General features: G+C 64.1%; 13 protein-coding genes. 5 read left to right on the plus strand and 8 right to left on the minus strand.

Annotation, left to right across the window (positions count from 1 at the left end; translation table 11 throughout):
• Window positions 1–86 precede the first annotated feature (86 nt).
• Complete coding sequence (gene nrdF / locus AC1DFR_RS14805) at window positions 87–1061, plus strand: class 1b ribonucleoside-diphosphate reductase subunit beta (protein ID WP_223916933.1); 975 nt, start codon at window positions 87–89, stop codon at window positions 1059–1061.
• 818 nt (window positions 1062–1879) lie between these two features.
• A complete protein-coding gene (locus AC1DFR_RS14810) occupies window positions 1880–2305 on the plus strand; it encodes an acyl-CoA thioesterase (RefSeq protein WP_277523299.1) in 426 nt (141 codons plus the stop codon).
• A gap of 1029 nt (window positions 2306–3334) precedes the next feature.
• Here AC1DFR_RS14810 and AC1DFR_RS14815 read toward each other — a convergent pair.
• The 3 genes from AC1DFR_RS14815 to AC1DFR_RS14825 form a co-directional block, all read right to left on the minus strand.
• A complete protein-coding gene (locus AC1DFR_RS14815) occupies window positions 3335–3700 on the minus strand; it encodes a hypothetical protein (protein WP_476873746.1) in 366 nt (121 codons plus the stop codon).
• A gap of 587 nt (window positions 3701–4287) precedes the next feature.
• Window positions 4288–4914, minus strand: a complete 627-nt coding sequence (locus tag AC1DFR_RS14820) for a hypothetical protein (protein ID WP_476873747.1) — start codon at window positions 4912–4914, stop codon at window positions 4288–4290.
• 251 nt (window positions 4915–5165) lie between these two features.
• Window positions 5166–7574, minus strand: coding sequence for an alpha/beta fold hydrolase (locus AC1DFR_RS14825; protein ID WP_476873748.1), 2409 nt, complete (start codon window positions 7572–7574; stop codon window positions 5166–5168).
• A gap of 69 nt (window positions 7575–7643) precedes the next feature.
• Between AC1DFR_RS14825 and AC1DFR_RS14830 the strand changes: the two genes are divergently transcribed.
• Both AC1DFR_RS14830 and AC1DFR_RS14835 read left to right on the plus strand, forming a co-directional pair.
• On the plus strand, window positions 7644–8276 hold the full coding sequence (locus tag AC1DFR_RS14830; RefSeq protein ID WP_476850100.1) for a TetR/AcrR family transcriptional regulator: 633 nt from the start codon (window positions 7644–7646) through the stop codon (window positions 8274–8276).
• A 26-nt stretch (window positions 8277–8302) separates the two neighbouring features.
• Window positions 8303–9163, plus strand: coding sequence for a 3-hydroxyacyl-CoA dehydrogenase (locus AC1DFR_RS14835; RefSeq protein WP_476850099.1), 861 nt, complete (start codon window positions 8303–8305; stop codon window positions 9161–9163).
• A 98-nt stretch (window positions 9164–9261) separates the two neighbouring features.
• On the opposite strand, the gene AC1DFR_RS14840 is transcribed toward AC1DFR_RS14835, so the two are convergent.
• From AC1DFR_RS14840 to AC1DFR_RS14850, 3 genes are all read right to left on the minus strand, one after another.
• Window positions 9262–10068 carry an SDR family NAD(P)-dependent oxidoreductase gene (locus AC1DFR_RS14840; protein ID WP_476873749.1) on the minus strand — a complete coding sequence of 269 codons (807 nt, stop codon included), beginning with the start codon at window positions 10066–10068 and terminating at the stop codon, window positions 9262–9264.
• A 247-nt stretch (window positions 10069–10315) separates the two neighbouring features.
• The gene (locus AC1DFR_RS14845; protein ID WP_476873750.1) at window positions 10316–10696 is read right to left on the minus strand and encodes a nuclear transport factor 2 family protein; all 381 of its coding nucleotides are present in this window, start codon (window positions 10694–10696) and stop codon (window positions 10316–10318) included.
• A gap of 270 nt (window positions 10697–10966) precedes the next feature.
• Window positions 10967–12475 (minus strand): phospholipase D family protein, encoded by a 1509-nt coding sequence (locus AC1DFR_RS14850; protein ID WP_476873751.1) that lies wholly within the window; start codon window positions 12473–12475, stop codon window positions 10967–10969.
• Between the two features lie 386 nt (window positions 12476–12861).
• Here AC1DFR_RS14850 and AC1DFR_RS14855 point away from each other — a divergent pair, with 386 nt between their 5' ends.
• Window positions 12862–13167, plus strand: a complete 306-nt coding sequence (locus tag AC1DFR_RS14855; RefSeq protein ID WP_476850095.1) for a hypothetical protein — start codon at window positions 12862–12864, stop codon at window positions 13165–13167.
• Window positions 13168–13305: 138 nt separating this feature from the next.
• Here AC1DFR_RS14855 and AC1DFR_RS14860 read toward each other — a convergent pair whose 3' ends face one another.
• Window positions 13306–13824 (minus strand): DUF2087 domain-containing protein, encoded by a 519-nt coding sequence (locus AC1DFR_RS14860; RefSeq protein WP_476850094.1) that lies wholly within the window; start codon window positions 13822–13824, stop codon window positions 13306–13308.
• A gap of 143 nt (window positions 13825–13967) precedes the next feature.
• The coding region (locus AC1DFR_RS14865) for an HNH endonuclease signature motif containing protein (RefSeq protein WP_476873752.1) at window positions 13968–14435 on the minus strand (468 nt) is incomplete at its 5' end.

Here is a 14435-nt window from a genome sequence, read left to right on the forward strand (position 1 = left end):
AACTAAATCGTGACAGTACGACGGCGGGCGCCCGCCCGCCGTCGTACGCTTTAACTAAGAACTAAACCCAACCTTTAGGGGATGACATGACCGAAAAGGTCAAGCTGCTTAGCCACGTCGAGGCGATCAACTGGAACCGCATCCAGGACGACAAGGACGTGGATGTCTGGAACCGCCTGGTCAACAACTTCTGGCTGCCGGAGAAGGTGCCGCTGTCCAACGACGTGCAGTCGTGGGCGACGCTGACCCCGGACGAGCAGCAGCTCACCATGCGCGTGTTCACGGGCCTGACCCTGCTGGACACCATCCAGGGCACCGTCGGCGCCGTCTCGCTGATTCCGGACGCCCTCACCCCGCATGAAGAGGCTGTCTACACGAACATCGCGTTCATGGAGTCCGTGCACGCCAAGAGCTACTCCTCCATCTTCTCCACGCTGGCCTCCACCAAGGAGATCGACGAGGCGTTCCGCTGGTCCACCGAGAACGAGAACCTTCAGAAGAAGGCCCAGATCGTCATGGACTACTATCAGGGCGACGACCCCCTCAAGCGCAAGGTGGCCTCCACGCTGCTGGAGAGCTTCCTGTTCTACTCGGGCTTCTACCTGCCGATGTACTGGTCCTCGCGGGCCAAGCTGACGAACACGGCCGACCTGATCCGCCTGATCATCCGCGACGAGGCCGTGCACGGTTACTACATCGGCTACAAGTTCCAGAAGGGCCTGGAGAAGGTCTCCGAGGAGCGCCGGCAGGAAATCAAGGACTACACCTTCGAGCTGCTCTTCGAGCTGTACGAGAACGAGGTCCAGTACACGCACGACCTCTACGACTCCGTCGGCCTGGCCGAGGACGTCAAGAAGTTCCTGCACTACAACGCCAACAAGGCCCTGATGAACCTGGGCTACGAGGCCATGTTCCCGGCCTCCGTCACCGACGTGAACCCGGCGATCCTGTCGGCCCTGTCGCCGAACGCGGACGAGAACCACGACTTCTTTAGTGGGTCCGGTTCTTCGTACGTGATTGGCAAGGCTGTCAACACTGAGGATGACGACTGGGACTTCTAGTCTTTTGTGAGATGTCGACCTAGTAGTTGGAAGAATGGCACCCTATTTGGAAGAAACGCATCGTCTAGTTGGAAGTCTTCCAAATAGCTACCACTAAAGCGGGCCTTGCACGGCAAATCGTGCAGGGCCCGCTTTGTGCGCTCTCAGCGGCTCTTGGCTTGTTGACGACTGCGCAGGGAGTCGGTTCCAGCGGACTTTTTGGAGTGCAGGCAGCGCATCGCTCGCTCCTGTTGTGCTCATTGAAACCTGGACGGCCCCGCACGCCATACGCGTGCGGGGCCATTTTTGCGGGACGCGACCCCAACATTTCCGCTTCATGGGCAAAGCTCACCCTTCAGGCGCTCACCACTCAGGCCGGTGGCGCGCCGGTCCTACTCCGCCGTCCGTTACGGGCGGTCCTTCCCGTCCGGCTCGAGGAGGGCCTAATTGGCGGCGTCGCAAAGCCTCGATAGCCGGGCGGCGCTGGTGGAGTGTGACGGGTTTACCCTAGTTGCATGGAGAACCAGAGGGGCCCATTGTATCTGGACGTCGCGGCGAAGGGCCTGTCCCTGGCGGGCGTTGTGATGATGGTTTTTGGGCATGGCGGTTGGTTCACCGTCGGTCTTTCCCTCGTGTTCATCGGCGTGCTGATTGGGGCATGTGCCGTGGTGGCCGTCCGTCGGGTGCGGTCGCCTGCCGGTCCCGCCCGCCCCACACTTTTCGGCTCGTGGGGCCGAAGGGGCGGCTCCTCAGACGAGGATACGGGCTCCTGAACCGCGGGGCGGATCGGCTGCTTGCGGCTTCGCGGAGCAGTATTGTGGCAAGCTAAGGGGCGCTGAATGGCGAAGGTACCGATTGTTTACAAGAGCACGCACCGGGTCAAGTTCTCCGAGCTCGACCCCTACAACCACGTGAGCACGGGGGAATACGCGACCTATTACGCAGATCACCGGATGGAGGGCCTGCGGGACTATGTCGGTTGGGATCTGGAAACGCTGGGCACATTGCCGTTCATGGTCTGGGTCCGGAGAATGGAGATCGACTTTCTGCGGCCTGCTCGGGGCGATCAGGAGATCACCATCACGTCGTTCGTGCGCGAGTTCCGCGGGCCCGATGCGCTTATCGAGTGCGCCATGGTCGATTCCGGCGGAACGAACGTGTCGCGCTGCGTCATGACCGTTGCCCACGTCGACAAGGAAACGAGTCGCGCGACGGACTGGCCGGCCGACGTCATGGCGCTGTTCTTCGAAAAAGAAGCCCCATGAGCGCTTCGGGTCGGTCTATGGACCACTTATCGGTGACGAATGGTAACCACTCTCGGAACCAGGGACGAACAGGACCTTGGTTGACTACCTAGAGGCCGGAGTCGCCGTCTCCAAGTGTCTTCGCCAACTAGGTCAGTTATCCGACAGTGTTAGAGGCTGGAGAAAACCACGGAATGACGGTGATTAGTTTCTGGCAATTTCCGCCAACTAGCCTCGGGTCTCACACTTCCCCGGGTCTATTCTCCTTTCTTCCTCTCTTCTGACCGGTTCCGGTCTCGACGTCCATCCAGCTCGAAGGCCGTCGGCCGATCTAGTTAGTTTCGGCCGTGATCGCCCCAGCAGGCCCCGTACGTCTTTTAGTGCGGGGCTTGTTGCATCGGCGCCCAATGCGAAACCTTGCACAAGTCCGTCCATGCAAAGTCGGAGCACGACGTGGCACGTTCGAAAAAGCGTCTACGTTTCGCAGGCCTGCCTTAGCTGGTTCAGGAACCTGGTCGCTTCGACATCGAAAGTGCGTTGTCCTGAACCGCGGGCAAGGATGGTTTCCACATTTGCACGTTCTTTGGCCACCAGGTCCGCGGCCATGGCCGGAGGCGCGATGAGTGGAAATGAGGCTATGACTCCAGCGAGTGCCGCAGCGGTAAGATCTGCAGGGTTTTTAGGCGCACAACTGTTATCCCCAATAGTGCTGAACGGAATGCCGCCTTGTTCTGCGGCCAAAAGCGGTGGATGCGGCCTGGATGCTCTCACAGCAGCCATTGGCTAGATATATTCACCGGGTATTTTCTGCCGGTTATTGGTGGGCCGCACTGTGAGAATAGCGAGGTCGGATTCGTTTTTGTCGGGGCTGATGACATTGATCAGGTAGTCATACTCTCCGTCATTGCCGGATGAACTGCAGACCGTTGCGACCCCAATGTCGTTGGAGCGCCTCGAGCATTTCCCGTCGGTTTTCATCTCGACTCCCGCTTTCGAAACCACAGCTTTGAGGTCATCGGCGGTGATTTCCTTACCGGTGTTCCACCTGCGTTAGATGCTCGGGCACGGGTTGGTATCGAAGCAGAGGAACATCTCCCCCCGCGCGACGTTGTCCTCCAGCTTCCAGTCTGCCGGAATGGAGAAACGCTCAGTCCGGGAGACCACATCGGCGGTGACCTTGTCTTCCGCAGAGCGCATAAAAATGACACCCGCGGCTGCAGTGACAAGCACCGCCGCAAGGATGATCCATATTTTTCGCTGCACTGTGTTCCCCCAAGACTTCAGTGCCGGCACCGTATCGTCCAGCGGCCGGCGGCTGCTGAGTGCATCGTATCTGCATGCGGATCGCTTGTCTGTCGGGGTCAAGTGCCAGTGCGCCGCCTGGCCTGGCACGAAGAAATTCCGGATTCGCGTCATCCGGGCACGCGTCTGGCGCCAGATTCGCCGCACACATGTATTCGCTTACGTCTGCCGTATTCCGGTGCAGACGGTCCATCGAGTAGACGAGGACGAATTCCACGACCCGGCTTATCATCAGCTGACGGAGTTCGGGTACGCGGGTCGCAGTTTTAACCGCTGGCGGAGATGTCGTTGTCTTGCAGTTCGGCCCCAACCTCAAGGCGTGATCTGGGCGCCGGTCCACGGATTCGTGGGAGAGCTTGATGGGTTGATCGAACTCCACCCGCACTCGCAAGAGGATTTCTCGGTCCCTGGCTTTGAGCGGCATCGGAGGCTCCGAGTTTGGTGGGCTGGTGGAGGAACGCTCCCTGTGTCCGGCTCAGTGGGATAGGGCCGCGCCGTGCCCTTATTTGGCCAGCGAGAACTTCAACGATGCCATCCGGGCCTTGGGCTCCGGTCGATCTGGCGCGGCTGGAATGGATTGAGCCCAACTCTGCGGCGGCCATCTGCCCGTGGGTTCTGGTTCGGCCTGTCGAAGTGTTCGTGGACCCTGACCTAAAGGTCCGGCCCGGCCGCCAGTGAGGCGGCCGGGCCGGGTCCGACGGTCAGGTGTAGCTCAGGCTGACCAGCAGTGCTTTGAGTTGGGTGTATTGGTTTGTCGCCATCCAGGCTTTCGCGGCCTCCCTGTTCGGGAACCCCGGGTCGCCGAAAAGAACCCGGGTGAACAGTCCGCCGTTGGCGGTGGAGACGAGATTGCACCACGATGCGACGCCCTCGCCCTCCTTCAGCGACCGGGGATCAGTTAGCCCCATGAAGTAGGCATCGCCATCACCAAAGGATTCCACAGCGAATCCGAAGACGGGCTTCTTGCCGTTCGGCGCCGTCATTCCGGAAACTGCCTTGTGATCGAACACATGACGCGTCACGGGACCGCCAGTGCACCCTGCAGTGACGCCGTTGGCCAGGAAGAGCAGATCGTTTCCCGCACCGTCAGCAACGGTGACCTCAACGCCGGGGAGGCCGGCGGGCGGGTGCACGGTTCGCACGGTCCAGGTCTCCGGATAGGCGAAGGAGATGTGTCCGTCCGGGAACGTGAAGGTCTTCAGCGCGGGAGACCCGTGCTTAGCCGCTGAGGCGGGAACCTCCGACGCCGGTACCGCCCTGGCGGCAGGCGCCGTCGGTCCTGCAGTGGAAGCAGGTGGGAAAGTTAACGTCGCCGTGCGGTCTGCCATGGTACTCACGACAAGGCTCGAAGCGGCGGCGGGAGCCCCTGGCTGTGGCCCACAGCCGGCAAGGGCGAGGCCGATGGAAGAACCTGCGATGGTGACGGCAGTGAAGAGTCTGGCGCGATGTGAATGCATGGTGTAGCCCCCAATTCTTATGACGGCGGGCCGAATGTCCCGCTTGAAAGCAAAGTTTCCGGGACGCGGCCAGTAATTACAGCCAGGGCAAGTTATTTATGCCTTCCGATCGCCCGGACGCCTCAGATGGCCGCCGCCTGCCTCCCCGCCGGCACCCGTGACAGGAAGTCCTCCACCACCGCGGCGAACTCGTCGGGCCGTTCGATCTGCGGCATGTGCCCCGTCTTCGAGAATGTGTGCGACTCGGCGTGTGGCAGCGCTGCCACTGCCGCCTCGAGGTGGCTGAACGGGAGGATGTGGTCGTGGTCGCCCCAGACCACGAGCGTGGGAGTCTCCGACTGCGCCAAGGCCCCGAGGAGGGCTCTCCGCCACCCGGCCCTGACGCCAAAGATGGTTCCGAGGTCGCGGGCGACGTCGAGGAGGGTTTGGCGGTGGGACGCCCGCTGCGACAAAGCGAACGCGTGGTCAACGCGGGCGTCGGTCACCAGTGCTTGGTCGTAGAAGATCGACTGGACCGTGCGGCGCGAAGCCACTGGATCCGGACGCAGCAGCAACGCCGCGAGCGGCCCGACCGCGAGCAGGCGCAATACCAGTGCAACCTCCTTGCCAAACCCGGCACTGTTCGCAAGAACCAGCGCCGAAACGCGGTCCGGGTGTTCGGCAGCCAGTTGCATGGCGACGGCCCCGCCCAGCGAGTTTCCCATCACGGGGAGCGGCTCGTGCACCCCGACGGCGTCGAGGAAAGCCGGCAGGACGTCGGCCAGCTTCGCCAACGTCGCCGGCCCGGAAAGCCGTTCCGAGTAAGCAAATCCGGGCAGGTCCACGCTGTAAACGGCGTGGCGTGCCGAGAGCCGCTCGTGCTGCCCGTTCCAGTCCTCCAGGCTCTGGCCGATCCCGTGCAGGACCAGCACCGGGTCGCCGCTGCCGGTCTTCCGGTAGCGCAACCGCGTGCCTGCGACGTCGACGTATCCCGTCCCCGGGAGCGTCAGGGGATCCCGGCGCACACATGGCGCCCCACCGGACGCCCGCACCTGTTGTCCGCGCCGACCGAAACGGACCCGGTCGGTCAACCTGCCGGCCCTCAGGAGGGCAAAGTCTCGGAAGTAATTCTGGTGCAGCCGCCACGGTGAACCGGCACCCTGCCGCGGCAGCTGATCGGCCCCGCGGAAAATGTAGCCGGCCTTCAGGTCAATCAGGGAGGACAGCTCACCGTTGGCGACATCGGCAGGCGCCGCGGGCACCACCCAATGCAGTCCCCGCCGGTCAAGATGCTTCAGCAGCCGGCAGACGTAGCCGGCGACCAGATCCGCCTTCAGGGTCCACGAGGCATTGGTGTACCCGATGGTGAGCGCAAAGTTGGGCACGCCGTCGAGCATCATGCCCTTGTAGGTCAGGGTCTTGCCCACGTTCACGGGCTCGCCGTCGACGGTGAGCGTCATCCCGCCAATCACCAGCAGATTCAATCCCGTCGCCGTGACGATGACGTCGGCCGGGATCGACCCGCCCGAGACCAGGTCAATCCCGTCCGGCGTGATCCGGGAGATCCTGTCGGTCACGATGTCGGCAGTGCCTGCGCTGATCGCGCGGTAGAGGTCCCCGTTGGGGATCGCGCAGACCCGCTGGTCCCACGGCTGATACGACGGCGCCAGGTGCGTGTCCACCGCAAAGCCCTGCGGCAGCTTGGCGACCGCCGACTTGCGCAGGATCGCTTTCATGGTCTCCGGCCGCCGTCGGCTGAGCTGGTACGTGAACATCGAAAAGAGAATATTCTTGACCCGAACGACGTCGTACGCCAGTTGCGCGGGCAGCTTGCCCCGGAGGCGGTCGGCCAGATGGTCGCGGGACGGCACGGGGGCGATGTACGTGGGGGAGCGCTGCAGCATCGTCACCTTCGCGGCTGACTTCGCCATGGACGGCACAAGTGTCACCGCGGTGGCCCCGCTGCCGATGATCACCACCTGCTTGCCCTCGTAATCGAGGTCGGCCGGCCAGTGCTGCGGGTGGACGATCGATCCGGCGAAGGTGTCGGCGCCCTCAATGGCAGGGGTAAACCCCTCGTCATAGCGGTAATAGCCCGAGCACACAGACAGGAAAGAGCATGTGAACGTGACCGCCTCGGCGGTGCCGGGTCCCGGGTCGCCGTGCCGGTATTCGCCCTCGGATGTGCGGACGGCCGTCACCGTCCACAGCGCGGTGTCGCTGGACCAGCCGGCAGAGACCACCCGGGTGTTCAGCCGGATCTGCGGAGACAGGCCCTCGTCCGCAATGGTCGCCTCGATGTAGTCGCGGATCGAATCGCCGTCGGCGATCGCCTTGACACCGGCCCAGGGCCGGAAGGAATAGCCGAGCGTGTACATGTCGCTGTCGGAGCGGACGCCCGGGTATCGGAAGAGATTCCAGGTGCCGCCCACCGTGCCCCGGGACTCCAGGATCGCGAAGGTCTTCCCTGGTGTTTCGCGTTTCAGCCGGCTCGCGAAACCTATGCCGCTCAGCCCGGCTCCGACAATCAACACATCCACGTGCGCGCTCATCACGCCAAGCTATCGACTTAAAGTCGAGAGAGTCAACACCGTGTTGATACCTCGCGTTAGGATGGGCGCATGGCTCCACGTGGAAGACGTACAGCACGGGTCTCGGGGGATGAACGCCAGGACGCGATCCTCACAACTGCCGAGGCGCTCCTTGGCGAGCGGTCCTTCGACGACGTTTCGATCGAGGAGCTGGCCCGCGGCGCCGGCATCTCGCGCCCCACCTTCTACTTCTACTTCTCGTCCAAGGATGAGATGCTGCTGGCCCTTCTGGACCGGGTGATCTCCGAGGTAGAGCACCGTGTCAGTGAGTTGCCGCGAAATTTCGAAAGTGACCCCGCGGGAGCCTGGACGCGCTCCATTGGCATGTTCGTTGAGGTGTTCGTGGCGCATCGCGGCGTCGCCACCGCGGCGATTGCAGCGCGGGCCCGCAACGACGAGGTGCGCGCCCTCTGGTCCAAATCGATGCAGTCCTGGGTCGATTTCTCGAGCGATGTCATCTCGTCGGAGCAAGCCCGGGGGGCTGCGCCGGACGGCATCGACGCCCATGACCTGGCCGTAAGCCTCAATCTCATGAACGAGCGGGTGATCACCGCCGTCCTCAACCGGGAGATTCCCGCGATCGCGGAGTCCCATGCCCTGGACGTGTTATCCACCATCTGGATCCGCAGTATCTATGGGTCCGTCAACCCCGGCCGTTCCTAGCGCCCGGGTGGAAAGGAAGAACCCGCATGCCCCACCAGATCAAGACCCTGACCGTGCTCGGCACCGGAGTGCTCGGTTCCCAGATCGCCTATCAGGCCGCCTTCCACGGATTCGCTGTCACCGCCTACGACGTCGACGGCGACGCCCTGGAGAAGGCCCGGGCGCGCTTCGCCCGGCTTGTCGGCATCTACCGGGCGGCCAACGTCGGCGGTGCCGGAGAGAGCAAAGCCGAGGCAGCTCTTGAAAACCTCCGCCTTACCTCCAACCTCGGGGACGCCGTCGCCGATGCAGACCTTGTGATCGAGGCCGTTCCTGAGCTGCTCGAGGTGAAGCGGGACGTCTACCGCACGCTCGCAGATCTGGCCCCCGCCAAGACCATCTTCGCCACGAACTCATCAACTTTGCTGCCCAGTGATCTCAAAGATTCCACCGGCCGCCCCGACCGCTTCCTCGCCATCCATTACGCCAACAACATCTGGGCGCAGAACATCGCCGAGGTGATGGGCACCGACGAAACCGATCCCGCCGTCTTCGACGCCGTCGTCGACTTCGCGCGAAACAGCGGGCTGGAGCCAATCGAGATCAGGAAGGAGAAGGCCGGCTACGTGCTGAACTCCCTGCTGGTCCCGCTCCTGAACGCGGCCGCCGGCCTGCTGCTGCAAGGCGTCGCCAGCCCGGAAACGATCGACAAGACGTGGCGCATTGCCACCGGAGCGCCGAGCGGTCCGTTCCAGATCTACGACGTCGTCGGGCTGGGAACCGCCTACAACATTGCCGCCTCATCGCCAGACCCCGGATCGCAGGCCTTCGCTCGGTACCTCAAGGACAACTACATCGACCAGGGCAAGCTCGGCGTCGAGACGGGCGAGGGTTTCTACACCTACTAAGTCTTCGCGTGGGCTGACGGACGGTGCTGACGGACGGTGCTGACGGACGGTCTAGCGGAGGGGGAGTGGCTGTGGAACCGCTTTTTACACGGACACGTTCAGCCCTGGCGGTTCGTGTCCAGGACGGTGACGTCCAGGGGCATGCGCTTGGCGCGACGGAGGCGTCCGGCCAGCACGTTGCGCACGCCGCGGGTCACCATGGTCGTCTTGGTCAGATACCGGAACTCGGCGGCGTCCGACGTTACCAGGTCCAGCAGCGGCCGCGCGGCGTCGTCAGGGGTCTGCCCCCACAGCCCGACGACGACCTGCAGCCCGCCCAGCCGATGCTCGTACCCGGGCTGGGACGTGACGTTCCCCAGCATGTCCGTGATCACCAGGCCCGGATTCATGCCATGCACCCGGACGCCGGTGCCCTTGGTCTCCATCCGCAACGTCTCGGTGAATTGGCGCACCCAACGCTTGCTTGACGCGTACGCGTTCTGCAGCGCTACCGGCCCCTGGTCGCCGTGGCCGTACACGTTGACGAGGTCGCCGCGACCTTGGCCGATGAACACCGGCAACGCCACCCTCGACCCGTGGAACGTGCCGAGGATGTTCGTGCGCACCACTTGCGTGAAGTCCTCGACCGGCGTGGAGGCCGTCGGCCCGAAGACACCGGAAGCTCCGGCGTTGTTGACCCAGATGCCGAGCGTCCCGCGGCTAAGGGCCTCGTCGCGCAGGGCCTCGACGTCGGCCAGTTCACCGGTGTCGCAGTGACGCCCGGATGCCACGATCCCTTCAGCGTGCAGCCGCTCGACGGCGGCCGCGACGTCGGCGTCCGACCTGGACGCCAGCACCACGGTCGCACCCTGATGCCCCAGCAACCGGGCCATGGCCAACCCCAGGCCGCGCGTCGAGCCAGTCACGACTGCCACGCGACCGCGAAGGACATCTCGTCGCGAACCCATGCTTCTCTCATACGCGTAGTGGCCGGGGAGAGCAAGGGCGCAGGCGTGGTGACAGTTCCGAGGTGGTTGTCCGCCGGGTGCTTCCCCGGCGGCGCTGTTCCATCGCATAGGCAATTGCCGGGGGTCTGTCGTCGACGCCGAGGACGGATTTAGACTGAATCATTTCGCGACGCCGGCGGCGTCTGCCTCGGGTGGGGGACGAAGATCAGCGGCCGCCTTGTCGTACGTAGTCGGCGGGATCGTAGTGGATCCTGAGTGTCGAGATTTTGCCGTTGTCGAAGCGGAAGAACTCTGCGAGCCGGACAATCCCGGCCGGCATGCGGGCGTCGTAGAGTGTCGCGGAGCCATCTGCGCCGTGGACCTCTTGGATGATCTCGAGGTCCGACACCGTGGCGATGAACCCTTTTACGCCTTGGCAGAATCCGGCTGCCCCTGTGCGCTTCCCTGCGATCGGGCCTTCAAATTCGAGGTCGTCGACGAGCAAAGTGCGAAGCTCGCCGTCGGGGTCGAACGCATCTATGCCGGCGGCCAGGATCCGGTAGTAGCGCTGGAGTACGTCTGGCGCAGCCTTGCTCAGCGTGGACATCGGCAGTCCTCCTTAAGATTGAAATCTTCAAGCTCTGCACATCGATGAGGCGGAGAACGCGGTTCAATTTGGACCGGATCGTCGCCGGTCAGGTTATAGCCGTTGAGTACAGAAGTCACGACGTCGAGGAGGGCTGCCGCTGCGGAGTGGTGCTCGCCGTCGTCTGCCTGGGATGCACGAAGGTTGAGGCGGAGACGCGGCGGCGTGGCGGGGCTACAGTCCCCGGAGTCGTTCAGGCGTTCTGCCGGTTCGCGGCCGTCAGCGTCTTGCCTAGAACTGGGTAGTGCCGCGCAGCCGGCGCGGGCGGCCGTCTGGGTCCATGAGAAGACGGCTCATCGGATCTGCCCAGAGGCGTTGGCGGGCCGACACCGGCTCTGGAGTGTGGTGGCGCGCGTGTCCGGCGGGGCGGGGGGAACGGCGGCCGGCTTCATGCCAGCGGTCGAGAGCGTCTGCGGTGGTGTTCCAAAGTTTGAGCCCGGCCGCCGGGTCGACGAGCTGGGGATCGTTCTGCTCCAGGCCCAGGTGTTCGGCCCAGAGTTGGAGCCGGAGCCCGTGCGCCAAAGGCCGGAATGTGTCGCGGCTGTTGTCTGTGCCGGGCGAGGGCCGGTTGTCGACAGTCGTGTCGAGTACGGCGCAGGTGAGCTCGCTGTCGTTGGTCCAGGACCGGCGGTTGAAGTTGTCTGAGCCGCAGGTGAACCAGGTGTCGTCGATGATGCAGATCTTGGCGTGGACATAGATCGGAGTTCCCGCGCGGTTTTCCAGGTCGAACACGCCGACCCTGTCGGGCGCGACCCGACGCAGCATGCTGATGGCACGCAGTTGCCCGATCCGGGCCGCCGGCCCTGCGAGAGGCCCGTCAGCGTCGGGGTAACGGGGCACGACGGCGATCACGTTCAGGTCGGGATTCCGGTCGAGGGCCTCCGCGATTCCGGCTGCGACCTCTTTCGACCACAGGTACTGATCCTCGACGTAGATCAGCGAGCGGGCGCGGGCGAAGGCTTTCGTGTAGGCGCGGGCAATGCTGCGTTCCCCGTCGGGCGCGAACGGGAACGGGGGACGTTTCACCCCGTAGGTGCGCAGCAGCTGCACGGCGTGCTTGCCCGCCGGTGGCGGTGGCGGTGGCGGTGCAGTGGCCGGGAGCGGTTCGGGGTGCCGGGGCATGCGGGCCAGACGTTGCAGCAGCATCCGGTAGGGGGTACGCCGGTCCAGAGGATGCGGGTCGTTCCACCGTTCAGCAAATACTGCCAGGACATCTGCGACCACGGGGCCACGCAGTTCGAGGGCGGCATCGTGCCATGGCGGTCGTTTCCCGTACCGGGAATCCATGCTCACGGCCTGCGGGTCTCCCGCGTGGTCGGCATCGTCCCGACGGCTGTGCGAAAGGTCGATCCCGCCAACGAACGCGACATCCCGCGACGGGTTGTCACGACGGCGGATGACGAAGATTTTTTGGTGATGGGAGCCAAACAGGCGTACACGCTGATCCAGCAGCACCTCTCCGCCTGCGTCGTTGACCTGACGGCTTAGCAGCTCATTGGATCGGCCGCTGATCGGGGCCGACACGCGCTCTCCATGGGATCGCCAGACAAGGCCCCGCACTTCCACTCCCTCACGGGCCAAGCCAGCGAGCACCACACCGATCGACGGTCCGTCCGCCAGCAGCCGCTCGTCGGCGTCGCCACGCCAGTCGGTGAACCACACGCGGTCCCCGGCCTGCAGAGCCGTCAACTCCTCATGCAGCCGGGCGAAGTAGGTCGCTCCATGAATCAGGGGCCGCACAAGATTGCCCTCCGACCACGGCGGCGATCCGGCCCCGCCCGCGTGTACGTCTGTGGCCAAATTCCCCCGCTCAGCGCGGCTCAGAAACCACGTACCAGCATCACTGTCCACTCAGTCCTTCTTTCGGCGCCCGAGCCCAGGGCACTAGTGTCCGGTCTTCAACGTAGCGACTGTGCTGCCTAATGTCACCGACCGGGTCAAAGGTGCACGGTATCAGCGGACCAGCGGAATGCCCGCTCGTGTTGGGCGCCCACTTGAACTGATACGAAGGGATTGCTTGTAAGGAAGGCGGCGCAGCACCGGATCAAAGCCGCTCTCCGGCCCTACCGGGATGACGCTGGACGGCCTATCGTGGTCCTGACATAGCCCGAGGGAAAGGAACGACGATGTTCACCCTGCAGATTAGCTATCCGGTCCGGGACTACGAGGCCTTTAAGAGTGTCTTCGACAGCGATCCCGCAGGCCGCGCCGCCTCCGGCGCCCGGTCTGTCCGCTTGTTCCGGGACACAGAGGACCAGAACAGCGTAGCCGTGCTCCTTGACTTCGACACCAGGGACGCCGCGACCGGCTTTCTGGCAAAGTTGCGCAGCCAGGTGTGGGACAAACCCGAGGTCATCGGGCAGCTGATGACGGCAGCGCCGACAGCCAGGATTCTGGAAGAAATGGCCCGCGAGGGCCAGGGCGCGGGCTGACCGCTGGGAATCATGCTGGACACGCTGTGGCACAGGAACCGCTGCATCCCGTGGGTGCCAATGTTGGCTCTCGGGCAGGTTTGGGCGCTATGAGAGCGTCGAGTTCAAAGCCCACGTAATGCCCGCCTGGAGCCCGCGTTATGCCTGCCGGGAGTACGAGGAACCCGAGGCCGTCCGTTCCAGTAGTCCGAAGTCGATCATGTAGCGGCGCAGCATGACGACGTCATCGGTATAACTGAGCAGTCGTTCATTAACCTGCTTTTCCGTTAGGTGTTCGCCAGGCTCAAAGGCTTCGCTGACGATCCAGGCCAGGAGCTCCCGCCGTTCCGTCATGTTGGCTGGATACCTCTCGATCCGCCCCAAGCGCATGAAGCGGGCCAATCCGGTCTGCGGCTGCCGCCGGGGTTGCTGTGTGAGGAGGTCGCGGAAGATCGCCTCGGGTGCCTCAAGGTCACTGGCGGCATTGCTTTCCACGAGTCCTGACTCAAGGAGGGCAGCGATGGCCCGGTTTCGCCGGTGGTCATTCAGGTCAGCAAGCACGTCGGGGAGCTTGGCGCCGAGCACTATTTGCGCGTAGGCGGTCCGAGCGTCCGTGTTAGCGAGGGCTGCCACTACACGCCGCCAGTGCGGTCCACTCACCATCGTCGTTCCCGTCACAGCGTTTTCCTTACTCTGCATTTGCCCCCGCCTGTGCTGGTCACGGGTACTTGGTCAACAGGCAAAATCGTAGTCCTGCGCGGGTGTGGCGGACAGGGCCCGCCGACGGCAGGCTGATGGCCCGGACATTGACGGTTGGCCGTTCAGATGGGTTGCAGCAGGCGGTATTCCGGCACTGTGTCGGGCAATTGGTGTCCGGCGGTGAATTGGTGCCAGTCCGGGAAGGGGTCCGGGGGCAGGCCTGGGCCCGGATCCGCGGGCTGGCCTTGATCGGGGCCCGTGTCGGGGTCGGGTTCCGGGTTGGGTTCGTCCGTGGCCGGGATGTGGGGCAGCCAGTCTTCGGGCCAGTGGGGTGGTTCCCAGTCCTGGTGTTCGCTGGGATAGTGCCGTCCGGACGGTGAGGTCCAGCCCGGCGGGTGGTCTCTGCTGGCCCGGTCCGGTGTCCAGGCGGAGGCGTGTTTGAGCCGGTGGTGTTTCGGGCAGGGCTGGCCGAGGTTCGAGATGCCGGTGGTGCCGCCGTCGGCCCAGGCCAGGAGGTGGTCTGCCTCGTTGTCCAGGGAGTGGTTGGCGCAGCCGGGGAACGGGCACCGGCCGTCGCGGAGCCGGAGCCA

This window comes from Arthrobacter sp. 05T410, from assembly GCF_056396505.1.

Bases quoted from the DNA above. Each gene is read 5' to 3' on its own strand.
- nrdF (WP_223916933.1), top strand. From the start codon at position 87: ATGACCGAAAAGGTCAAGCTGCTTAGCCACGTCGAGGCGATCAACTGG.
- AC1DFR_RS14810 (WP_277523299.1), top strand. From the start codon at position 1,880: ATGGCGAAGGTACCGATTGTTTACAAGAGCACGCACCGGGTCAAGTTC.
- AC1DFR_RS14815 (WP_476873746.1), bottom strand. From the start codon at position 3,700: ATGACGCGAATCCGGAATTTCTTCGTGCCAGGCCAGGCGGCGCACTGG.
- AC1DFR_RS14820 (WP_476873747.1), bottom strand. From the start codon at position 4,914: ATGGCAGACCGCACGGCGACGTTAACTTTCCCACCTGCTTCCACTGCA.
- AC1DFR_RS14825 (WP_476873748.1), bottom strand. From the start codon at position 7,574: ATGAGCGCGCACGTGGATGTGTTGATTGTCGGAGCCGGGCTGAGCGGC.
- AC1DFR_RS14830 (WP_476850100.1), top strand. From the start codon at position 7,644: ATGGCTCCACGTGGAAGACGTACAGCACGGGTCTCGGGGGATGAACGC.
- AC1DFR_RS14835 (WP_476850099.1), top strand. From the start codon at position 8,303: ATGCCCCACCAGATCAAGACCCTGACCGTGCTCGGCACCGGAGTGCTC.
- AC1DFR_RS14845 (WP_476873750.1), bottom strand. From the start codon at position 10,696: ATGTCCACGCTGAGCAAGGCTGCGCCAGACGTACTCCAGCGCTACTAC.
- AC1DFR_RS14855 (WP_476850095.1), top strand. From the start codon at position 12,862: ATGTTCACCCTGCAGATTAGCTATCCGGTCCGGGACTACGAGGCCTTT.